Below are 20,933 nucleotides of genomic sequence, written 5' to 3' on the forward strand. Positions count from 1 at the left end.
CGGCGGCACGGGTACGCGGCATTCGGCCCCACCCGCTGGCGCGAACCAATGTGTGCCGCATACAGTCGAACGCTGCCGGCGCGTGAGCGCAAGCCTGCTCGACCACGGCCGCGTCACGCATCGTTTCTTCAACCCGGAATCCCGTCAATGTTTCTCGATCAACTACATCCGGAACGCTGGACGTTCCTGTGGAACGCGCTGTCCACCCTCTCCCTCAAGCTCTGCGCCGGCCTGGCACTGCTCGTCGCCGGCTGGTGGCTGTCGAAACGCATCGGCAACTGGCTGAACCGTCTGCTCTCGAACAAGGAGCGCGTCGACGACACGCTGCGGCCGATCCTCTGCGACGTCGCCGTGTGGGGCATCCGCATCGTCGCGATCGTCGGCGCGCTGTCGCAGCTCGGCATCGAAACCGCGAGCATCGTCGCGGTGCTCGGCGCGGCCGGCCTCGCGATCGGGCTCGCGCTGCAGGGCACGATGCAGAACATCGCGGCCGGCATCATGCTTCTGCTGCTGCGGCCGTTCAAGGTCGGCGACTATATCGACGGCGGCACGGGCGTCGCGGGTACCGTCGACGAGGTCGGGCTCTTCATGACGCGGCTGACGAAGCCGGACGGCATCTGCGAATACGTGCCGAACAGCGCGCTGTGGGGCAGCTCGATCCGCAACTACACGCGCAACCCGACGCGCCGCCTCGATCTCGAAGTGGAGGTATCGGTGCATGACGATATCGATCGCGCGCTCGACGCGCTGCGGGCGCTGGCCGCGGCCGATCCCGACGTGCTGCAAGACCCCGCGCCGGACGTGATGGTGATGCGCTTCGATGACAGCACGGTCGTCGCGAACATGCGCGTATGGACCCACACCGACAAGTTCTGGGCGATGCGCTGGCGCCTCGCGCGCCAGGTGCGCAAGACGCTCGCCGACGCGAACTGCGCGCTGCCGATCCGCACGCGCGAGCTGCACATCGTGCATGACGCGGAGCGTCGCGCCGACCGCGCGCGAACGCACGCGCTGTAAATGGCGAAGGCCGCGAAGCGCATCCTGCTTCGCGGCCCCGGCGACGTCAACGCAACGTCACCGCCGCATCACATCTTCACGATATCGAGCAGCGCCTTCTTGCCGCTCTTGTACGTGAACACCGAGATCGCGCCGTGCTTCAGGTCGCCCTGCGGCGTGAAGCTCGTCTCGCCGATCACGCCCCTGTAGTCGGTCGCGGGCATCGCCGCCAGCACCTTCGCCGGGTCGGTCGAGTCCGCGCGCTTCATCGCGTCGACGATGATGTAGACGGCGTCGTACGAGAACGGCGCATACACCTGCATCGGCTGGTGATAACGCGCCTCGTAGCGCCTCGCGAACGCCGCGCCGCCCGGCATCTTCTCGAGCGCGATGCCGGCCTCGGAGCACACGACGTTGTCGGACGCCGGGCCCGCGAGCTTCGGCAGGTCGGTCGAGCACACGCCGTCGCCGGCGAGGATCTTCGCGCGCATGCCGAGCTGGCGCGCCTGCTTCGCGAGCGGCCCGCCCGTCGCATCCATGCCGCCGTACATGATCGCGTCCGGGTTCGCGCCCTTGATCTTCGTGAGGATCGCGCGGAAGTCGATCGCCTTGTCGTTGGTCGCGTCGCGCGACACGACCTTCATCCCGGCGGCCTTCGCGGCTTTCTCGAACTCGGTCGCGAGGCCCTGGCCGTACGCGGTCGAATCGTCGACCACGGCCACCGTCTTGATGCCCATGTTCTTCGCCGCATACATCGCGAGCGCCGGCCCCTGCTGCGCGTCGGTCGCCACCACGCGATAGGTCGTCTTGAAGCCTTGCTGCGTGTAGGTCGGGTTGGTCGCGGCCTGCGAGATCTGCACGACACCGCCGTCGCGATAGACGCGCGATGCCGGAATCGACGTGCCCGAGTTGTGATGGCCGACGACGCCGATGACCTTGTCGTCGACGAGCCGCTGCGCGACCTGCGTCGCCGTGCGCGGATCGCCCGCGTCGTCCTGCGCGTCGAGTTGCAGCGTGACCTTCCTGCCGCCGATCGTCAGGCCCTTCGCATTGATTTCCTCGACCGCGAGGCGCGCGCCGTTCTCGCTGTCCTTGCCGAGGTGCGCGATCGCGCCGGTCAGCGGCGCGACGTGGCCGATGCGCACGATCTCGTCCGCATGTGCGGACAGCGCGCACGTGAGCGCCGCCGCTGACGCGAATGCCGTCATGGAATGTCGAAGCATGTCTGTCTCCTGGTCAGTCTTGTGGGCCCCGTTCGATGCGGGACGTGTTGTGGTTCGGATGACGAATCGGTTGCGGTCAGTGATGCAGCGCTTCCTGCACGGCGGGCCACATCCCCGTCGGCGGCACGGCTGCGGCGCCGCGCGTTACGCGCGCCCTTCGAATCCCAGCAGCACGTTGACCGCGTTGATGCCGATCTCGTCGACCATGTAGCCGCCTTCCATCACGAACAGCGTCGGCACGTTCAGGCGCGCGAGCGCCGCGCCGATGCGCAGGTAGTCGGGCGAGCGCAGCCGGAAATGGCTGATCGGGTCGTGCTCGAACGTATCGACGCCGAGCGACACGACGAGCGCGTCGGGCGCATGCGCGGCGATCGCGGTGGCCGCCTGATCGAGCGCCGCCGAGTAGGTGTCCCACAGCGTGCCCTTCGGCAGCGGCAGGTTCAGGTTGAACCCTTCGCCCGCGCCGATGCCGCGCTCGTCCGCATAGCCGGAGAAGTACGGATACGACACCGGCGGCTCGCCGTGGATCGACGCGAACAGCACATCCGCGCGGTCGTAGAAGATGTCCTGCGTGCCGTTGCCGTGATGGAAATCGACGTCGAGCACCGCGACGCGCGCGGCGCCCTGTGCGACGCAGTGCTGCGCGGCGATCGCCGTGTTGTTCAGGTAGCAGTAGCCGCCCATGTACTCGCGGCCCGCGTGATGGCCAGGCGGGCGGCACAGCGCGAACGCCGCGCGCGCTGCGCCGCTCGACAGCAGGTCGGCGCCGGTGAGCGCCGAGTTCGCGCTCGCGCTCACGGCGTCCCACGTGCCGGCATTGATCGGCGCGCCCGCGTCCATCGCGTAGAAGCCGAGCTTGCCGTCGATGAACGCGGGCGGCGTCGCGGCAGCCGGCATCGCGCGCACCGGCCACACGAGCGGCAGCGCCTGGCAGGTGCGGCCCGTCGCGGTCCACTCGTCCCACGCGCCGGCGAGGAAATCGACGTAGCGGGCACTGTGCGCGGCCGCGTAGTGGGCACGGTCGAACGGCTTCGGCGCGATCACGTCGCCGAGGCCGGCGGCACGCACCTGCGCGAGCACCGTTTCGGCGCGAAGGGGGTTTTCGAACGAATCGGTGATCGCGCCGTCCTTCAGTTCGACGCCGCGATGCAGTTGGTGATCGCTGCTGTAGACCGTGAGCATGGTTGACCGTTGCAGTGAGGGTGGCAACAGTTTATTGACGGCAACCGGCAATAGCTTTGCTTTCGACGCGCGCCTTTCGTACAATTTTGAGAAAACCGCCTACGGATTCCCGGAAATGAGCAAAAATCGCGCTTCAGCCGAACTGGATGGCGTCGACCGCGCCATGCTGCGCCTGCTGCAGGACGACGGCGCGTTGTCGAACGCGACACTCGGCGAGAAGCTGTCGCTGAGCGTCACGCCCTGCTGGCGGCGCCGCAAGCGGCTCGAGGACGAAGGCGTGATCACCGGCTACCAGGCGAATCTCGACCGGCGCGCGCTCGGCATGAACGTGTTCGCGTTCGTGCAGGTGACGTTCAACATGCATTCCGGCCAGGATTCGGATCACTTCGAGGACGTGATGCGGCGTCACGATGAAGTGACGTCCTGCCACAAGATCACCGGCGCGGCCGACTACATCCTGCAGGTCGTCGCGGCCGATCTCGATGCGTACGCGGAATTCGTCGAGCGCGTGCTGCGCAAGCAGGCCGGGGTGTCGTCGATCCAGTCGAGCCTCGCGTTGCGCGAAGTGAAGTTCTCGTCGCGGGTGCCGGTGCCGGGCGACTGACCGTTCATGCTGTTCCGCGCCCGGGCCCGGGCATCCGTTGTCGATCGTCATCCCATGGAGCGCTACCTGATGAAACGTCTTCTTCCGTCTGCTTCGCTGGCCGCCGCCATTGCCTGCGCGCTCGCGTTGAGCGCCTGTGCGGCGCAATCCACCGTGCCGGCCGCCGCGTCGGCGCCGGCCGAAGCTGCCGCGCCGCCCCCGCCGCCGATGCCCGGCAGCGATCGCGATTCGCACGGCTGCATCCCCTCGGCCGGCTATTCGTGGTGCGAAGCAACGCAACAATGCGAACGCCCGTGGGAACTCGCGAAACAGAAGGGCTTCGCGAATTCGGCGCAAGGGTACGACCAGTTCTGCCGGAACGGCACCGCGAAGTAAAGTGACGTGACGTCACGCGATCGTGTCGCGGCGCACGGCCGCGACACGACGCAGCGCCCCTCGACATCCCCTCCCGATCCCGCGCAGTTATCCCCAGCTTTCCCGGTTCCCGCGACCGTCATTCCGGAAACCCGGACATACAAAAAACCCCACAAAAACAACGGGTTTTTTCGTTTGTGACACAGCAAACGAGTTCGGTTACATTACGCGCCCCTTGCCACCCCGCCCCCGCAAAACGCGTCGCGCGCGGCCTCTTTCCACGCAGCCTGAAGCGTCTTCCGCTCAGGCTTGCCGCAAGGGCCCGGGCGCGTTGTGCGCCACTGTGACGCAGGTGCTTGCCTGCCCGCAGGCAGCCGATCCGAAGGTGTCCTTCCCGACGGCTTCGCGTGCGCAAATGCAACGGCGCGCGGCGTCGATCCGGAATTCCGGATTCGCGTGTCCGGATCTCCGGATACGTGTTTCACCGCGATCGACACACGCGCCGGGCGGCTTGGCAAACCGATGCATCCAAGTTGAAAAAGGGATCTGCTGTGATCAAAACGTTACGGGTAATACTGTCGGCGCTCGCGCTGTGCGTCGCCACGTCGTCCGCGCATGCCGCCGATACGAAGAAGGTCGACGTCCTGCTGGTGGGCGGCGGCATCATGAGCTCGACGCTGGGCGTCTGGCTGCACGAGCTTCAACCTGACTGGTCGATGACCATGGTCGAGCGCCTCGACGGCGTCGCGCTGGAAAGCTCGAACGGCTGGAACAACGCCGGCACCGGCCACTCGGCGCTCGCCGAACTGAACTACACGCCGGAGAAGGCGGACGGCAAGATCGACATCTCGAAGGCGATCGAGATCAACGAGTCGTTCCAGATCTCGCGCCAGTTCTGGGCGTGGCAGGTCAAGCAGGGCGTGCTGAAGAACCCGCACTCGTTCATCAACTCGACGCCGCACATGAGCTTCGTGTGGGGCGACGACAACGTCCGCTTCCTGAAGAAGCGCTACGAAGCGCTGCAGGCGAGCCCGCTGTTCCGCGGCATGCAGTATTCGGAAGACTACGACCAGATCAAGCAGTGGGTGCCGCTGATGATGGAAGGCCGCGACCGCAACCAGAAGGTCGCGGCAACGTGGACGCCGATCGGCACCGACGTGAACTTCGGCGAGATCACGCGCCAGTTCGTCGGCTACCTGAAGACGCAGCCGAACTTCACGCTGTCGCTGTCGAGCGAAGTGCGCGAGATCTCGCGCAATGCCGACGGCACGTGGCACGTCACGTGGGTCAAGCTGCACTCGGATGAACCGGCGCAGTCGGTCGACGCGAAGTTCGTGTTCATCGGCGCGGGCGGCGGTGCGCTGCACCTGCTGCAGGCGTCGGGCATCCCCGAGGCGAAGGACTACGGCGCGTTCCCGGTCGGCGGCTCGTTCCTCGTGACGGACAACCCCGAAGTCGTGAAGCAGCACTTGGCGAAGGCCTACGGCAAGGCGTCGGTCGGCTCGCCGCCGATGTCGGTGCCGCACCTCGACACGCGCATCATCGACGGCAAGAAGATCATCCTGTTCGGGCCGTTCGCGACGTTCTCGACCAAGTTCCTGAAGAACGGTTCGTACTTCGACCTCGCGAAGAGCACCAACCTGCACAACGTCGCACCGATGATGCGCGTGGGTGTGGACGAATTCCCGCTGGTGCAGTACCTCGCCGGCCAGCTGATGCTGTCCGACGACGACCGCTTCAACGCGCTGAAGGAATACTTCCCGAACGCGAAGAAGGAAGACTGGCGCCTGTGGCAAGCCGGCCAGCGCGTGCAGATCATCAAGCGCGACCCGGTCAAGGGTGGTGTGCTGAAGCTCGGCACCGAGATCGTCAGCTCGCAGGACGGCAGCATCGCGGGCCTGCTCGGCGCATCGCCGGGCGCGTCGACGGCCGCGCCGATCATGCTGAACCTGATGAAGAAGGTGTTCAAGGACAAGGTCGCGACGCCCGAGTGGCAGCAGAAGATCCGCCAGATCGTGCCGAGCTACGGCACGAAGCTGAACGACAGCCCGGCGAAGGTCGTCGAGGAATGGACGTACACCAGCGACGTGCTGCAGCTGTCGCCGCCGCCGAAGATCGACGTCGCCACGCCGTCGCAGGCCACCGGCACCGCGCCGGCCCGCCCGGCGAAGGCGGCGACCGACATGGCGCTGTAACGCGCCGAGCGCCGCGCGACACCCTCGCGCCGCACGACACGGCCGCCCTCCGGGGCGGCCGTTTTTCTTGGCGGGTAGCGGGCGAAACCGCCCGGCCGGTCGCCCGCTTCCGCTAGAATTGCGGCACGCGCGACCCTGTCGCCGCCCGATCCACCATCCGCATCGACGCAATCCAAGCGACGCCCGGTGCGGCCCGCGCCCGAGCCGCGCGATCGCCGCCCGCCGTTGCCGCGCCCGCCCGGGCGCGCCATCAACCGAATTCAGCTGGAGAAAGACCGTGTTTACCTGCCGAAACCAGAGCTGCGGCACGCCGTGGGAGCAGTCCGACGTCGTCATCAAGGACGAAGGCCAGGGGCTGCTGTTCCGCTGCCCGCTGTGCGGCGCGCGCAACTACCTCGAACGCTTCGAAGACGACGAAGGCAAGGTCGTCTACGAGCAGATGGAAGGCCGCCCTTACCTCGGAGACCTGGAATGACCCAGCCGACCGCCACGCCGTTCAGCGCGCTGTCGTTGACGCCCGCCACGCTCGCCAACCTCGCGCAGCTCGGCTACGTCGACATGACGCCGATCCAGGCCGCGAGCCTGCCGATCGCGCTGGCCGGCCAGGACCTGATCGCACAGGCGAAGACGGGCAGCGGCAAGACCGCCGCGTTCTCGCTCGCGCTGCTGGCACGCCTCGACGCACGCCGCTTCGACGTGCAGGCGATGATCCTGTGCCCGACGCGCGAACTCGCCGACCAGGTCGCGCAGGAAGTGCGCCGCCTCGCACGCGCCGAAGAGAACGTGAAAGTGCTGACGCTGTGCGGCGGCACGCCGATGCGCCCGCAGGCGCAGAGCCTCGAGCACGGCGCGCATATCGTCGTCGGCACGCCGGGCCGCATCATGGATCACCTCGATCGCGGCAACCTGAAGCTCGACGCGCTGAACACGCTGGTGCTCGACGAAGCCGACCGGATGCTCGACATGGGCTTCTTCGACGACATCGCGAAGGTCGCGCGGATGTGCCCGACCTCGCGCCAGACGCTGCTGTTCTCCGCGACCTATCCGGACGGCATCGCGAAGCTGAGCCAGCAGTTCCTGCGCAACCCGAAGGAAGTGAAGCTCGAAGAGCGCCACGACAACAGCAAGATCCGCCAGCGCTTCTACGAAGTGACGGAAGACGAACGGCTGCATGCGGTAGGCCAGTTGCTGAACCACTACCGGCCGGTGAGCACGATCGCGTTCTGCAACACGAAGCAGCAGTGCCGCGACCTGCTCGACGTGCTGCATGCGCAGGGCTTCCACGCGCTCGCGCTGCACGGCGAGCTCGACCAGCGCGAGCGCGACCAGGTGCTGATCCAGTTCGCGAACCGCAGTTGCTCGGTGCTGGTGGCCACCGACGTCGCCGCGCGCGGGCTCGACATCGCGCAGCTCGAAGCGGTAATCAACGTCGACGTGACGCCCGACCCGGAAGTGCACGTGCACCGCATCGGCCGCACGGGCCGCGCGGATCAGGACGGCTGGGCGCTGAGCCTCGCGAGCATGGACGAGATGGGCCGCGTCGGTGCGATCGAGCAGGCGCAGAAGCGCGACGTCGAATGGCATCCGCTCTCGGAACTGAAGCCGGCCGACGACGGCGTGCTGACGCCGCCGATGGAAACGCTGCAGATCCTCGGCGGGCGCAAGGACAAGATCCGCCCGGGCGACGTGCTCGGCGCGCTGACCGGCGACGCCGGGTTCGACGGCAAGCAGATCGGCAAGATCAACGTGACCGAGTTCTCGACCTATGTGGCGCTCGAGCGCGGTGTGGCGCGCGACGCGCTGCGCAAGCTCAATGCGGGGAAGATCAAGGGCAAGCGGGTCAAGGTCCGGTTGATGGACGAAGAGTAATGGAACGCGGCGCGGACGAACGCACCGTTCCGCGCCGCCCTGCATTCCCTCACATTACCCCCGCATCACGCCAGTTCCGGATATCCGTGCGCGGCCGCGTCCTCCGCGAACCGCGCAATCGTGTCGTAGTCGCCTGGCGACAATCGTTCGAATCCCTTCAGCCGCAGCACGCGCGCCCGTTCCGCATCGGCCGCCACCGCGACGTCCAGCGCATCCTGCAACGCGGCGACCTGCGTTTCTGGCAGCGCGCGTGATGCGATGAACGGCAATCCCGGCGCAGGGGCCGTCGTGCCGATGATCCGGATGTCCTGCAGCAGATCGGGCAACGCGTCGCGCACATACGCGAACGTCACGCAGTCGATCGCCGCACAATCGGCTTCCGCCAAAGCCAGCGCACGCAGCACGTTCAGGTGCGAGCCGAGCGCCGTAACCGATCCGAAGAATCGTCCGTCGCGTGCATGCGGCGCGACCGCGTGCCGGAGCGCGTTCATCCCGCTGTGCGAATCTCGACCGTTGAATGCGGCCCGCAGCCCCCGGCATGCGGCGAGCGTCGTCGCGCCGTCCGCGTGTGCATGTGCCGACACGACCAGCACGCTGCTGTAGTGCGCACCGTGGCAACCGTGCGCATCGAACACGGGGGTCGCGATCAGTCGCACGACATCGCGCAGGCCCAGCATCCGGTACGGGTAGCCGCAGGTCTGCGACAGCAGCAGATCGTCGCGCCGCCACAGCGCGTGCAGGTCGTCGAAGGGTTCGTCGGGAAGCGTGACATCGGCGGGCCCGCCCGCGTTCGCGAACGCATCGAGCGCGTCGCGCAGCAGGGCGCGCCACAGCGCGTCGTGGCGCGGCGTCACGTTGTACATCGGCAGGGCGGCGATCCATGAGCTCATGCGGGCATTCTACGCATCGACGCTCATGCAGCGGAACCCGGTTCGATCTCGGTAAAACGGGGGCTGAACGTGGCGCAGCACGCCCGAAGCTTATCGGCCCCGCGACGATAAGCAAATGCGAATCGATTGGTTGGCCGCGCGGCGCGATCCCGGTACCGTCCTGATGCCTGCCCGAGCATCGCCATTGCGCGTGATAGCGGACAGGCCGACCGTGATCCGCGAGACACCTGCGCACCGGGCCGAGCGCACCGGTTCAACCGCTCGTTCCCCGCACTGCCCGTTCAATCCGCCTCAACGCCATGGCCGAATACTTCGACGTCGACCACGCGCGTGCGATCGCCGCGCTCGACACCCGCTTCACCGCCCGCACCGAGTGGCCGACCTGGCTGCTGGTCGCCGCCATCTACGGCGGCTGGCTCGCCGTGCTGCTGCTCGTGCGCGACGGCACGCTGTCGCTCGCGGCCGCGACGCCGCCGCTGATCCTGCTCGGCGCGTGGCACCTGTCGCTGCAGCACGAGCTGCTGCACGGCCACCCGACACGCTCCGCCCTCGTGAACAAGCTGCTCGGTTATCCGCCGCTGACGGTCTGGTATCCGTACACGCTGTATCGCGACACGCATCTCGACCATCATCGCGACGAAGACCTGACCGTGCCGGGCGTCGATCCCGAAACGAACTACGTCACGCGCGAACGCTGGGCACAGCTGCCGCGCTGGCGCCGCGTGCTGACGGTCGCACGCAAGACGTTCATCGGACGCTTCATCGCCGGGCCGCCGCTGAGCATCTTTGCAATGTGTATCGATGCAGTCGCCGCGTTTCGTCGCGGCGACTTCCGCTATCTGCCGATGTGGGCGATGCATATCGCCTGCGTGGTTGCGCTGCTCGCGTGGCTGCAATGGGCGATCGGCGTGCCGTGGTGGTATTACCTGCTCGTGATCACGTGGCCCGCGTTGTCGATCGCGATGATCCGCTCGCTATACGAGCACCGCGCCGCGCCGCATCCGAAGGCGCGCATCGCGATCAATGAAGCCGGCTTCGCGATGCGGCTGCTGTACCTGAACAACAACTATCACCTCGTCCATCACGACCTGCCGAAGCTGCCGTGGTACGACCTGCCGCGTGCGTACCGGATGCGACGCGATGCGTACGCGCAGAAGTGCGGCGGCTTCGTGATTCGCGGCGGGTATCGCGAACTGCTCGCGCGCCATGCGTGGACGCCGACCGATACGCCCGTGCATCCATTCGACCAGGGCACGGCGTCGTTGTCGACGGGCAGCGGTGTGAAGGTGGCAGTGGTCGACAAGGTGCTGCAGATCAGTACGTGACGTTCGGCGGAGCCGACGATTCGTCCGCCCCACCGCACATTCCTTACGAAACGCCAACATTCCTGCTCCCACCCGCGCATTGCCAATTGCGTCGGCAATGCCCAGAATGACGGCTCGTCCGGGGCTTCCAACAATCATTCGCTCCGGCTCTGCTCCCGGCCCCGCGCCGCACGCCCCACGACGATGCAACCGAACACCCCGCCCGGCGCAATCCGCGCGATCGGCAACGACTGGTCCGTTTCCGCGATTACCGCGGGCTTTCTCGCGGTACTGATTTCCTACGCAGGCCCGCTCGCAATCTTCTTCCAGGCCGCGCAGGCAGCCCATGCGTCGAATGCGATGGTGTCGTCGTGGGTCTGGGCGATCTCGATCGGTGCAGGCGTATCGGGCCTGTTCGCGAGCTGGAAGCTGAAGGTGCCGGTCATCACCGCGTGGTCGGCGCCCGGCACCGCGCTGCTCGTCGGCCTGTTTCCGCAACTGACGCTCAACCAGGCCGTCGGCGCGTACATCGCGGCCGCGCTGATCATCCTGCTGATCGGCGTGACCGGCTATTTCGACCGGCTCGTGCGCCACATTCCGCGCGGCATCGCGTGCGGGATGATGGCCGGCATCCTGCTGCCGTTCGGCACGCATGCGTTCGCCGCCGCGTCGGAACAGCCCGCGCTCGCGTTCGGGATGATCGCCGCCTACGTAATCTTCAAGCGCCTGCTGCCGCGCTACAGCATCGTGCTCGTGCTGCTGACGGGCGCCGCGCTCGCGACGCTGCTCGGGATGACGCATCTCGGCAACGTGTCGGCGAGCCTCGCGCACCCGATCTTCATCGCGCCCGAATGGACGCTCGGCACGACGCTCAGCCTCGCGCTGCCGCTCGTGGTCGTCAGCCTCACCGGTCAGTTCCTGCCGGGCATGACGATCCTGCGCGTGTCCGGCTATCACACGCCCGCGCGGCCGATCATCACCGCGACCAGCGTGATTTCGCTCGTGGTCGCGTGCTTCGGCGGGATCACGATCGTCGTCGCGGCGATCACGGCCGCGCTCTGCACCGGCAAGGATGCGCACGAAGACCGGGACCGGCGCTACATCGCCGGGCTCGCGAACGGGGCGATCTACCTGATCGGCGGGCTCTTCGCGGGCACGATCGTCACGGTGTTCTTCGCGCTGCCGAAAGCGTTCGTCGCGATCCTCGCGGGGCTCGCGCTGATCGGTGCGATCGGCGCGAACACGCACGGGATCTTCGACGACGAGAACCACCGCGAAGCATCGTTGATCACGTTCCTCGCGACCGCGTCGGGCATGACGTGGCTCGGGCTCGGCTCCGCGTTCTGGGGGATCGTGATCGGGTCGCTTTCATACGCTATCCTGAACAAGGTGCGGCAACCGGCGTGATGCGCAACGCGGGTCGCCGCACCTGTTACCGAGCGTGCTGGCGCACCAGTTGTGCGAGTGCATCGGTCAGCGTCGTCGTGCCGTAAAGCCGTTCCGACACACCCTCCTCGACGTCGATCTGCCCCGCGTTGTGCACGTCGTAGAGATCGATGATCAACTGCGCATGGCGTTCGCTGAGGCCCGCACGCAGCAGCGTCGCGGCCCACGTCTCGCGCGGCAGTTCATGCGCGACGATGGCCCGGCCGGCCGCCGCGCCGAGCGTATCGGCGATCGCCGTCACACTCACCCGCCGCGGCCCTTCGACACTGACGATACGCGGCCCGTTGCCGCCTTCCGGCGCATCGAGCAGCAGCCGCGCCGCAACGACGCCCACGTCGGGCGCCCAGACCGTCGGGAACACCTTGCCGACCGGATGGTGAAAGCTTGGCAGCACACCGGTGCCGAGTGCGACCGGCAGGATGCGCGTCCAGTTCTGCAGATGCTCGGCCGACCGCAGCAGCGTCAGCTGCGTCGGGATCGTCTTCAGCCGCTCCTCGAAGTGATGAAACAGCCGGGTGATGCCCGTATTGCCGTCACGCTCAGCGCCGTAGTCCGACAGCGCGAGCAGCACCGGCGGCGGGTTGGCGGCGAGCGCGGCGGTGGCGACGTCGATCGTCCGCGTCATCGTCGCGGCCGGATCGGGGTCGGCGACCGGCACCGGGCACAGGATCTGCACGGCCCGCGCGCCATCGATCGCCGGCGCGACCGCGTTCGCATCCGTCAGCTCGGCGATTACGACGTCGCAGCCGAGCTGCGTGAAACGCTCACGATGGCGTGCGTCGCGCAGCACCGCGCGCACGGGATGGCCGGCGTTGCGTAGGGCCGTCACGGTCGACTGGCCGACGTTGCCGGATGCGCCGAAGATCACGAACACGATTCGCTCCTTGGGGGATGAAAGTGTCGTGATTGTCAGGTTGGGCGGCGGGAACGGCGCGCACGGAGGGATGAATACAGCAGGAAAGGATGACGGGATGAGGGGCGCGCACCGATCGCGCCGTGCGCCGTCCCCGCCGCGAAGCCGGGGCTAGCGACGCGAAGGCTTCGCACCCTCCTCGCCGTCATACGCGAGCCGCAGCCCGCCCCTTGCCCCCGACCGCGCAATCTCGGTCGGCGTCGCACCCAGCACGCGATTCATCCAGTTCGCCATGTGGCTCTGATGCGCAAACCCGGCTTCGAGCGCGATCTGGCTGATGCTGAGCCGGCCTTCGAGCAGCAACGCCTTCGCGCGCTCGACCCGGCGCCGCACGACGTACTGGTGCACCGGCATCCCGAGCGTTTCGCGGAACAGCACCTTGAAATGCGGCACGCTGATCGACACGAGCGCCGCGAGTTCGGCCAGCGTCATGCGCCGGTCGAGGTTCGCTTCGACATAGTCGATCACGCGCGCGGCCGCCTTCGGCGCGAGCGTGCGGCGGCGCTCGCGGAACGCCGGCTGGCCGTCGACCAGCCGCGCGACGAGCGCCGTGCACAGGCTTTCCGCGTAGAGCGGATCCGACGCGTCTTCCGCTTCGAGTTCGGCGGCCATCGCCCACGCGATGTGCTGCAGGCGCGGGTCACGCACCTGCAGCCGGCGGCGGATCTGCCCCTGCGACGGCTTCAGTTCGAGCTGTTCGACGGTCCGCCGCACGAACGTGTCGCTGAGTGCGATATGGAGGATCTGGCAGTCGGCACTGTCGGTCCACTGGCCGGGCAAGCCGGCCGGAATCACGTCGACGTCGCCATGCGCCTGGATGCGCGACACGCGCTCGCCGTCGCACACGCAATCCGCGCGAACGGGCGACCCGATATGCACGCCGATCCGGTGATGCTCGGCCGCCGGAATCCGGTAGGTGCCCGCGCGGATTTCCAGCAGCGACGCGCCGAAGCCCTGCCAGCCGAGCCCGCGGCTCGAGCGCAGGCTGACCGGGACGCCGTTGTCCGTCGGCGCCGCGAGAATCGCATCGCTCATGGCCTTCCTCCAGTGGATCGGGATGTCGAACGCGCATTGTGACGCGTTTTCGGGCGGTCTGCCGGGCCTGCCGGCAACGCGCCCGGGGCGAGCAGAAAAAGATCATCCGTTCCTGCTCAGGGCCATCCTTGCGTGTGCGCCGGCGGGCGCCGCGCCGCTTACGATGGCCCCATCCGACACCTACGGAGACCGTCATGCCCCATCAGTGCCTTGCGCAACGCGCAGCGTTCACCGCGCGCTCGCGTTCCGCCGCCACCCGTCCGTCATCCGGGCCCCACTCCCGCAGCAACCGCACCCCGATCGCCGCCTGGTGCCTGCGCATCGTCGGCTGGTACCGGCTCGAACGGCTGCTCGCGTCGATCCCCGACAGCAACGACGACTTCGGGCTCGTCTGACCGGCCGGTCAACGCATCCGCCTACTTGCGCCGCCGCTCGTGCGGCGCCACCGTCGCGCCGTCGATCACCGGCGCGCCCTGCTTGATCAGGAAATCGCGGAACAGCCCCGTGACCTGCGAGATCCGCCGGTCGGCGAGCGTGACCACATACCATTCGCGCTCGATCGGATTGCCGGGAAACGGCAGTTGCCCGAGCAGCCCGGTGCGCAGTTCGAGTGCACACGCGTGCAACGACAGGAACGCCACGCCGAGCCCCGCTTCGGCCATCTGCTTGATCGCCTCGTTGCTCGACAGTTCGGAGCCCACATGGAACCGGTAACCCGCGTTCTTGAACAGGCTCTCGACGGTCGAGCGCGTGCCCGCGCCGCGTTCGCGCACGAGCAGGTGCGCGGATTCGAGATCCTTCAGCGCGACGCGCTTGCGCTGCATCAGCGGATGGCCGGGCGCCGCGACGAACACCATTGGATGCTTCGCGAACTCGACCGCATGCGTGCGCAGTTCCTTCGGCGCGCTGCCCATCACCGCGAGATCGATTTCATGCGTGGCGAGCATGCGGATGATGTCGTCGCGATTGCCAACCTTGAAATAAGTCTTCACATGCGGACGCGTCGCGGTGAATTTCACGAGCAGCGGCGGAATCAGGTACTCGGCCGTCGTGATCGCGCCGATCCGCAGCGTGCCGCCGAGATCGCCCGTCAGCGCGGCCACTTCGTCGCCGGCCTCGCTCCACAGATGCAGGATCTCGCGCGCATAGCGCGACACGATCTCGCCGGCCGCGGTCAGCTGCACGCCGCGCCCCACCCGCTGTAGCAACGCGGCGCCCACCGCCTCCTCGAGCAGGCGCACCTGCAGCGACACGGCCGGCTGCGTCAGGTTCAGTTCCTCGGCCGCCCGCGACACGCTGCCGAGCCGCGCAATCATGTCCAGCGCCTTCAGCTGCCGGAACGTCGCGGTCTTTCCTATAAGTGAATACATATGAGTCGCTTATAAACATTAAATTGTTCGTGTAGGTTCAAAACTATATCGTCGGTTCTTGAGCAATGTCATCCGAATCGTCATTCAGCGGGAGCCCAACATGGACAACACCACGCCCAACCTTGCAACGGATCGCGCACCGCGCCTGCCGCGCATCGTGATCGTCGGCGGCGGCGCCGGCGGCTTGCACCTCGCCACGCGTCTCGGCGATACGGTCGGACGCCGCGGGCAAGCCGAAGTCGTGCTCGTCGACCGCTATCCGACGCACTTCTGGAAGCCGCTGCTGCACGAAGCCGCATCGGGCCATCGCGACCCGGCCTCGCACACGATCGAATACGCGGCGCAAGCGAAGCGCCACGGTTTCCGCTTCGTGCAGGGCGCGCTGCAACAGGTCGACCGCGCGGCACGCACGGCGACGATCGCAGCCGTGCAGGACGCGGACGGCACGGAAATCCTGCCGCAGCGCGAGCTCGGCTATGACGATCTCGTGCTCGCCGTCGGCAGCGTGACGAACTTCTTCAATGTGCCGGGTGCGGCGCGCCACGCGCTGCCGCTCGAAAACCTCGACCAGGCCGAGGATTTCCGCCGGAAGTTCCTCGCGGCCTGCACGAAGGCGAATCACCTGGCCGAGCAGCAGCCCGCGCGGCGCGCGGCGCCGATCTGCATCAACGTGATCGGTGCGGGCGCGACGGGCGTCGAGCTGGCAGCGGCATTGCGGGATGCGATCCAGCAACTGACGACGTACCGCTTCAAGGCGCTGGTGTCCGCGCGCGACGTGCACATCCGGTTGATCGAAGGCGGCCCGCGCATCCTGCCGGCGCTCGATGAGCGGCTGTCCGGCAAGATGCACGCGCAGCTTCGCGCGCTGAACGTCGACGTGCTGACCGATACCCGCGTGGCGGAAGTCGGCGCGGATGCCGTGACGACCTCGACCGGCGAACGGCTCGCAAGCGACATCACGATCTGGGCGGCCGGCGTGGCGGGCCCCGCGTTCCTGCGGCAGATCGGCGACATCGCGCTCAATCGTTCGAACCAGGTGATCGTGACCGAGACGCTGCAGACGCCGGACGATCCGCACGTGTATGCATTCGGCGACTGTGCCGCCTGCCCGACGGGCGGCGCGAACGGCTTCCTGCCGCCGCGTGCGCAGGTCGCTTATCAGCAGGCCGTGTACCTGGTCAACGCGTTCGCGCGGCGCGTCGCCGGCAAGCCGGTAACCGCCTTCACGTTCCGCGATGCAGGCACCGTCGTGTCGCTCGGGCATGCGGGCGCCGTGTACCAGGCCGACATCAGTGTGCGTTCGCGCTCGCTGATCGTCGACGGGCTCGCCGCGATCGGGCTGTACAAGTTCCTGTATCGCAAGCACCTGTTCAGCGTGGTCGGCGTGAAGCGTGCGCTGTTCCAGTCGCTGAGCCACTGGCTGCAAAGCCGCAACCAGCCGTCGATCAAGCTGCACTGATCGCGTCGATTCACACGCAGCCTCGCAAGACGGCATATCGGGCGTGCATCGTTCGATATGCCGTTTTTTCATTTGCACATGCGCGGTGCATTCAGCGCGTGCGCGAATCCGGTGCATCACATCGAAGGCCGTCGATGCGATGCGATTCGCGCGGCATAGACCGTGCGACACGCATCCCACGCCCACATTGGCTCGTCGCCCCATTCATTAGTCAAATCGTATGGGTCGGATATAAATATTAATTGGTCGCGTTTTCCGGATCGACGCTAAGGTGTGTGGCATTCCCGTCGGCGAACGGATCATCACGTCTCTGAAGAGGAATCACCGTGGTTATCGAAGCCATCGTCACCCGTCTCGACGCAGCATTCGCGCAAATCGAAGCAACACCGGATTCGCATGAATCGCGCCATCAACGCGATGCGATCATCCAGTGGCTCGATCGAGCATCGGAAGAAGGATATCGACTCGGTCTCGTCACGACGCTGCCGGCCGCACGGCTCAGCGACATGTTCGAAGGCCAGTTCGGCCGCGCGAACCTCGACCGCTTCTCGGTCGTCGTCACGGACGCCAATCAGCAGGACTCCGGATCAAACCAGCATCCCTTCGACGTCGCGCTGCAGGCGCTCGGCGTGCCGCCCGAACGCGCGGTGGCCATTGCGAGCAGCGAGCCGGAGCGCCGCGAAGCCGAGCATTTCGGCCTGTCGCGCTGCGTGAACATCACCGACACCGTTCGCTCGATCGCATCGGCCGGCCTGCACTGAACGCCGGCACACGGGCCGGCGTTGGCCGGCCAGGTGCGACTCGGCGGCAATCCGACGATTGCCCGACCGAATCATGACATTCTGCTGTCAAAGTCGCTTGCAACACTTCCGGGCTTGACCGATCACTCCCGGAGACGGGACGACGCGAACCTGCATCGTCCCGCCCGTTGCACGCCACGATGACACGCCCGATCCGCACCGCCACCGCCCTCGCGATTACCTGCCTGCTGCTCGCCGCTTGCGGCGGGGACGACTCGACGCCACCCGCGGCTTCTGCCGACAACAGCGGCTCGACGCCCGCACCGCAGCCTCAGCCCAAGCCGACACCCGCGACTTACTACCAGACGAAGACACCGTACCGTCCGCAGCAGGACGCCGCGACGTACGAAGCGCCGCCCGCCGGCTACGCGCCCGTCTATACGGAACTCGTCGCGCGCCACGGCTCGCGTGGATTGTCGGGCTTCAAGTACGACGGCGCGATCTACGCGATGCTGGTCAAGGCCGAGGCCGACGGCGCACTGACCGCGCTCGGCGCGCAGCTCAAGGCAGACACGTACGCGATGATGAAGGCCAATGCGCTGCTCGGCTATGGCGTGGCGGGCATCTCGACGCCCGGGTACGGCAATCTCACGCAAACCGGCATCCGCGAACACCAGCAGCTCGCCGTACGTCTCGCGCAGCGGCTGCCTGCCTTGTTTGCGGGCGGCAACCGGCAGGTCGTCGTCGTCAACTCCGGCCAGGATCGCGCGGTCGACAGCTCGACGTATTTCTCCGCGTCGCTCGTGGCCGCGCAGCCGGCACTGGCCTCGGCGATCACGCTGCCCGCCGCGCCGTCCGGCTATCCCGCGAACGCGCCGGTCGCGCAGCCGGCCGGCACCAACCGCTTCCTGCTGTATTTCCACGCGCTGAAGCCGGCCACCGATCTCGTGACCGACGCAAGCAACCCGTACTACACGACCTATCAGGCGAGCCAGGCATACCAGGCCTATGCGAACGACGCGACGGTGGCCGCGAAGCTCAACGCGATCAAGGCCGCGCCGCAGGCGGCCGACGTCGCGCAAACGGTGCTGTCCGCGCTCGTGTCGCAGGCCTTCATCGCGAAGCTCGGCACCGACGGCTACACGTTCGCGAACACGGGCACCTATGCATTCACGTCGGCGGACGGCAAGTTCACCAACACGCTGAAGGGCGACGGCAAGACCAAGATCACGACGGCCGTCGACGCGGTGAACGTGCTGTACAACCTGCTGCAGGTCGCGCCCGCGATGACGGCGGAAACCGGCGGCGTCACGATGGAGAAGTACATCGGCGCGGAGCAGGCGCAGTATCTCGCGTATCTGCAGGATGCCGAGGACTACTACCAGAAGGGGCCCGGCATCCAGGAAGCGAACCCCGTCACGTACCGGATGGCGAAGGTGCTGCAGGACGATTTCTTCGGCGAAGTCGATGCGATCGCGCGCGGCGACCTGACCCGCGCCGCGAAGCTGCGCTTCACGCATGCGGAGATCGTGATTCCGTTCGCGTCGATCATGAACCTGAAGAACGTGTTCGTGCCGACGCCGCACGCGCAGACGTACACGTACGCGAACAATCCGTGGCGCGGTGATCAAGTGTCGCCGATGGCCGCGAACATGCAATGGGATGTCTATCGCAACGGCTCGCGCCTCATCGTGAAGATGCTGTACAACGAGCGCGAAACGGATTTCCAGGCCGCGTGCGACGGCGCGAAAATCGCGCCGGGCAGCCACTTCTACGACTACGCGGGGTTGAGGCAGTGTTACGGGTATCAGTGACGTGACGCGGGATACGCCTCCTGCGACGAACCCGTTCGAAGCCTGGACGACGCAATGCGTCCGGGTTTCAGCATGCGCTCACCGGCTGCTAGATCTTGCGGACACCGTTCTGCAGCAGCGTTTGGTGCAGGATGGCCACTTGCGGCTCCGCCAGCACCCGCTTCGGTATGAAGCGAAACATCAGCACCGACTGATAAAGCAGGATCGCATCACGATCTTCACTCCAGTGAATGAGATCTGCAAAGCGAAATTCCTCGTGCGACGTCGGGGATTCGACGATGAAACCGTCACTTCGCCAGATGACCGTGTGCGGCTGGTGGAGTGTTTTCTGCTGGCTATAGATCTTGTGAGCGACACGGCGCAACATCAGATGGTTGAGCAGCGGCACGCCGATTGTAACCACCGCCGCGATTCCCGCTATCCACCATACATTGCGCCATTCCAGCAAGGCGCCGGTTACCACCCGGAAGCCACCGAAAAAAAGGACGATGTACGCGATCACCACGATCGCGAATGTCTTGAGCAGATATTTCCAGTTGTATCTGCGCCAGAGATTCAGACGGTAAGCGTGGACCACGTCTTCCACGTTCAATTTAAATACGATTTCGGTATCGCTCATGCGCGGGCTCGGAATGTTCGCTGTTTTTATGCTTGCGCGGGATGTTTCACCGCGAGCGCCGCGACCCGGACAGTCGGCGAGGCGTCGCAGGGTGACCTGCAAACGAAGCCATGCGGAATCGCCGGCCATTCGATGCATGGAGCGTCAATATACATGTGCGGAACAAAGGCTTCGCCGAATCACGTATCGGCGACGGCATTCCGCCTTTCGGGCGGGCCCTCCCGAGCATCACGCAACCCGCTCGCCCCGCTACCCGCCGGCGCTCTCCGGCTCGACCAGCATGACCTCGATCCGCTCCTTGCCCTTCCCGGTATTCCTGCGCTTGAGCGTCAGCATGCCGATCTCGCCGGTCGACGCCGGATGCGTGCCGCCGCACGCCATCGTCGCGAAGCCGTCGACACGCCAGAACCGGCGTTGCGCGTCGACATCGCTGAAATCGGTCACGATGCGCAGGTCGCGCTTCGACAGGTCGGCCGCGGCCGATTCGATCTCGGGAAACAGCGGCGCCACGCTCGTGTCGCTCGCGAAGTCGATGCGCGCCTTGTCCTGCCCGATATGCGCGCCGATGCGCTCGATGCCGGGCCTGAGCCGATAGACCAGCTGCAGCACCATTTCGGCCGCGAAGTGCAGACGCATCAGCCGGTACCGCCGTGCCCAATCGATGCGCCAGGTCACGCGATCCCCGACGCTCAGCGCATGATCGCGTGGCAGCGTATAAACGATGTCGAGGCCCTGCTTGTCGGCCTGGATGACCGGATAGCCGCCCAGTGAGCCCGCGTCGCTCTCCTGCCCACCCGAAAACGCAAAGAAGATGGTGGCGTCCACCCGCACGCGATCGCCGTCGACGTGGCTGACGACGGTATCCAGCGTGGTCCGGTAGGGATCGTCCCAGAATACTTTCTTCGTCATTGCCCGCCGCG

20 protein-coding genes are annotated in these 20,933 nt (G+C 66.7%); 12 read left to right on the plus strand and 8 right to left on the minus strand.

Annotated elements, in window-relative coordinates; genetic code table 11:
• Positions 1-147 precede the first annotated feature (147 nt).
• On the plus strand, positions 148-1,017 hold the full coding sequence (locus F3J15_RS07425) for a mechanosensitive ion channel family protein (protein ID WP_166889382.1): 870 nt from the start codon (positions 148-150) through the stop codon (positions 1,015-1,017).
• Between the two features lie 68 nt (positions 1,018-1,085).
• Here the strand turns inward: F3J15_RS07425 and F3J15_RS07430 are convergent, their stop codons facing one another.
• Together F3J15_RS07430 and F3J15_RS07435 are read right to left on the minus strand one after the other, a co-directional pair.
• Positions 1,086-2,219: a branched-chain amino acid ABC transporter substrate-binding protein gene (locus tag F3J15_RS07430; RefSeq protein WP_166889385.1), complete on the minus strand. Its 1,134-nt coding sequence runs from the start codon at positions 2,217-2,219 to the stop codon at positions 1,086-1,088.
• Between the two features lie 144 nt (positions 2,220-2,363).
• Positions 2,364-3,401, minus strand: a complete 1,038-nt coding sequence (locus tag F3J15_RS07435; protein ID WP_166889388.1) for a histone deacetylase family protein — start codon at positions 3,399-3,401, stop codon at positions 2,364-2,366.
• A gap of 115 nt (positions 3,402-3,516) precedes the next feature.
• Here F3J15_RS07435 and F3J15_RS07440 point away from each other — a divergent pair, with 115 nt between their 5' ends.
• From F3J15_RS07440 to dbpA, 5 genes are all read left to right on the plus strand, one after another.
• Positions 3,517-4,005, plus strand: coding sequence for an Lrp/AsnC family transcriptional regulator (locus F3J15_RS07440; protein WP_046548968.1), 489 nt, complete (start codon positions 3,517-3,519; stop codon positions 4,003-4,005).
• A 69-nt stretch (positions 4,006-4,074) separates the two neighbouring features.
• Complete coding sequence (locus F3J15_RS07445; protein WP_069252822.1) at positions 4,075-4,380, plus strand: hypothetical protein; 306 nt, start codon at positions 4,075-4,077, stop codon at positions 4,378-4,380.
• Positions 4,381-4,892: 512 nt separating this feature from the next.
• The gene (mqo, locus tag F3J15_RS07450) at positions 4,893-6,554 is read left to right on the plus strand and encodes a malate dehydrogenase (quinone) (RefSeq protein ID WP_205190720.1); all 1,662 of its coding nucleotides are present in this window, start codon (positions 4,893-4,895) and stop codon (positions 6,552-6,554) included.
• Positions 6,555-6,831: 277 nt separating this feature from the next.
• A complete protein-coding gene (locus tag F3J15_RS07455; RefSeq protein ID WP_011356541.1) occupies positions 6,832-7,029 on the plus strand; it encodes a hypothetical protein in 198 nt (65 codons plus the stop codon).
• Positions 7,026-8,423: an ATP-dependent RNA helicase DbpA gene (gene dbpA / locus F3J15_RS07460; protein WP_166889394.1), complete on the plus strand. Its 1,398-nt coding sequence runs from the start codon at positions 7,026-7,028 to the stop codon at positions 8,421-8,423. Before F3J15_RS07455 ends, dbpA begins: the two co-directional genes overlap by 4 nt.
• Before the next feature lie 65 nt (positions 8,424-8,488).
• Here the strand turns inward: dbpA and F3J15_RS07465 are convergent, their stop codons facing one another.
• Entirely contained in the window at positions 8,489-9,313 is an 825-nt protein-coding gene (locus F3J15_RS07465; RefSeq protein WP_166889397.1) for a PhnD/SsuA/transferrin family substrate-binding protein, read from the minus strand.
• Between the two features lie 299 nt (positions 9,314-9,612).
• On the opposite strand from F3J15_RS07465, the gene F3J15_RS07470 reads away from it, so the two are divergent.
• The gene (locus tag F3J15_RS07470) at positions 9,613-10,638 is read left to right on the plus strand and encodes a fatty acid desaturase (protein ID WP_166889400.1); all 1,026 of its coding nucleotides are present in this window, start codon (positions 9,613-9,615) and stop codon (positions 10,636-10,638) included.
• A gap of 183 nt (positions 10,639-10,821) precedes the next feature.
• Positions 10,822-12,024: a benzoate/H(+) symporter BenE family transporter gene (locus F3J15_RS07475; RefSeq protein WP_166889402.1), complete on the plus strand. Its 1,203-nt coding sequence runs from the start codon at positions 10,822-10,824 to the stop codon at positions 12,022-12,024.
• A 25-nt stretch (positions 12,025-12,049) separates the two neighbouring features.
• On the opposite strand, the gene F3J15_RS07480 is transcribed toward F3J15_RS07475, so the two are convergent.
• Both F3J15_RS07480 and F3J15_RS07485 read right to left on the minus strand, forming a co-directional pair.
• Positions 12,050-12,937 carry an NAD(P)H-binding protein gene (locus tag F3J15_RS07480; RefSeq protein ID WP_166889405.1) on the minus strand — a complete coding sequence of 296 codons (888 nt, stop codon included), beginning with the start codon at positions 12,935-12,937 and terminating at the stop codon, positions 12,050-12,052.
• A 150-nt stretch (positions 12,938-13,087) separates the two neighbouring features.
• Entirely contained in the window at positions 13,088-14,011 is a 924-nt protein-coding gene (locus F3J15_RS07485; RefSeq protein WP_166889408.1) for an AraC family transcriptional regulator, read from the minus strand.
• Between the two features lie 194 nt (positions 14,012-14,205).
• On the opposite strand from F3J15_RS07485, the gene F3J15_RS07490 reads away from it, so the two are divergent.
• Entirely contained in the window at positions 14,206-14,406 is a 201-nt protein-coding gene (locus F3J15_RS07490; protein WP_166889411.1) for a hypothetical protein, read from the plus strand.
• 21 nt (positions 14,407-14,427) lie between these two features.
• Here the strand turns inward: F3J15_RS07490 and F3J15_RS07495 are convergent, their stop codons facing one another.
• The gene (locus tag F3J15_RS07495) at positions 14,428-15,381 is read right to left on the minus strand and encodes a LysR family transcriptional regulator (RefSeq protein ID WP_046548935.1); all 954 of its coding nucleotides are present in this window, start codon (positions 15,379-15,381) and stop codon (positions 14,428-14,430) included.
• 100 nt (positions 15,382-15,481) lie between these two features.
• Between F3J15_RS07495 and F3J15_RS07500 the strand changes: the two genes are divergently transcribed.
• The 3 genes from F3J15_RS07500 to F3J15_RS07510 all read left to right on the plus strand — a co-directional run bounded on the left by F3J15_RS07500 (position 15,482) and on the right by F3J15_RS07510 (position 19,394).
• Complete coding sequence (locus tag F3J15_RS07500; RefSeq protein WP_166889414.1) at positions 15,482-16,840, plus strand: NAD(P)/FAD-dependent oxidoreductase; 1,359 nt, start codon at positions 15,482-15,484, stop codon at positions 16,838-16,840.
• 326 nt (positions 16,841-17,166) lie between these two features.
• Positions 17,167-17,601 carry a phosphatase gene (locus F3J15_RS07505; protein ID WP_043178987.1) on the plus strand — a complete coding sequence of 145 codons (435 nt, stop codon included), beginning with the start codon at positions 17,167-17,169 and terminating at the stop codon, positions 17,599-17,601.
• A gap of 179 nt (positions 17,602-17,780) precedes the next feature.
• Positions 17,781-19,394: a histidine-type phosphatase gene (locus tag F3J15_RS07510; protein WP_166889417.1), complete on the plus strand. Its 1,614-nt coding sequence runs from the start codon at positions 17,781-17,783 to the stop codon at positions 19,392-19,394.
• Between the two features lie 88 nt (positions 19,395-19,482).
• Here F3J15_RS07510 and F3J15_RS07515 read toward each other — a convergent pair whose 3' ends face one another.
• Together F3J15_RS07515 and F3J15_RS07520 are read right to left on the minus strand one after the other, a co-directional pair.
• Entirely contained in the window at positions 19,483-20,013 is a 531-nt protein-coding gene (locus F3J15_RS07515) for a YcxB family protein (protein ID WP_166889420.1), read from the minus strand.
• Between the two features lie 249 nt (positions 20,014-20,262).
• Entirely contained in the window at positions 20,263-20,922 is a 660-nt protein-coding gene (locus F3J15_RS07520; protein WP_166889423.1) for an alanyl-tRNA editing protein, read from the minus strand.
• Positions 20,923-20,933: the final 11 nt, after the last annotated feature.

This window comes from Burkholderia sp. Ap-955 (assembly GCF_011753045.1).
Classification (GTDB): Bacteria; Pseudomonadota; Gammaproteobacteria; order Burkholderiales; family Burkholderiaceae; genus Burkholderia; species Burkholderia lata_D.

What these genes read in the sequence shown, in the direction of transcription:
- F3J15_RS07470 (WP_166889400.1), top strand. Translation starts at nt 9,613, where the DNA reads ATGGCCGAATACTTCGACGTCGACCACGCGCGTGCGATCGCCGCGCTC.
- F3J15_RS07485 (WP_166889408.1), bottom strand. Translation starts at nt 14,011, where the DNA reads ATGAGCGATGCGATTCTCGCGGCGCCGACGGACAACGGCGTCCCGGTC.
- F3J15_RS07515 (WP_166889420.1), bottom strand. Translation starts at nt 20,013, where the DNA reads ATGAGCGATACCGAAATCGTATTTAAATTGAACGTGGAAGACGTGGTC.
- F3J15_RS07495 (WP_046548935.1), bottom strand. Translation starts at nt 15,381, where the DNA reads ATGTATTCACTTATAGGAAAGACCGCGACGTTCCGGCAGCTGAAGGCG.
- F3J15_RS07445 (WP_069252822.1), top strand. Translation starts at nt 4,075, where the DNA reads ATGAAACGTCTTCTTCCGTCTGCTTCGCTGGCCGCCGCCATTGCCTGC.
- F3J15_RS07435 (WP_166889388.1), bottom strand. Translation starts at nt 3,401, where the DNA reads ATGCTCACGGTCTACAGCAGCGATCACCAACTGCATCGCGGCGTCGAA.
- F3J15_RS07465 (WP_166889397.1), bottom strand. Translation starts at nt 9,313, where the DNA reads ATGAGCTCATGGATCGCCGCCCTGCCGATGTACAACGTGACGCCGCGC.
- F3J15_RS07440 (WP_046548968.1), top strand. Translation starts at nt 3,517, where the DNA reads ATGAGCAAAAATCGCGCTTCAGCCGAACTGGATGGCGTCGACCGCGCC.
- F3J15_RS07520 (WP_166889423.1), bottom strand. Translation starts at nt 20,922, where the DNA reads ATGACGAAGAAAGTATTCTGGGACGATCCCTACCGGACCACGCTGGAT.
- F3J15_RS07430 (WP_166889385.1), bottom strand. Translation starts at nt 2,219, where the DNA reads ATGCTTCGACATTCCATGACGGCATTCGCGTCAGCGGCGGCGCTCACG.
- F3J15_RS07510 (WP_166889417.1), top strand. Translation starts at nt 17,781, where the DNA reads ATGACACGCCCGATCCGCACCGCCACCGCCCTCGCGATTACCTGCCTG.
- F3J15_RS07425 (WP_166889382.1), top strand. Translation starts at nt 148, where the DNA reads ATGTTTCTCGATCAACTACATCCGGAACGCTGGACGTTCCTGTGGAAC.
- F3J15_RS07490 (WP_166889411.1), top strand. Translation starts at nt 14,206, where the DNA reads ATGCCCCATCAGTGCCTTGCGCAACGCGCAGCGTTCACCGCGCGCTCG.
- F3J15_RS07475 (WP_166889402.1), top strand. Translation starts at nt 10,822, where the DNA reads ATGCAACCGAACACCCCGCCCGGCGCAATCCGCGCGATCGGCAACGAC.
- F3J15_RS07500 (WP_166889414.1), top strand. Translation starts at nt 15,482, where the DNA reads ATGGACAACACCACGCCCAACCTTGCAACGGATCGCGCACCGCGCCTG.
- dbpA (WP_166889394.1), top strand. Translation starts at nt 7,026, where the DNA reads ATGACCCAGCCGACCGCCACGCCGTTCAGCGCGCTGTCGTTGACGCCC.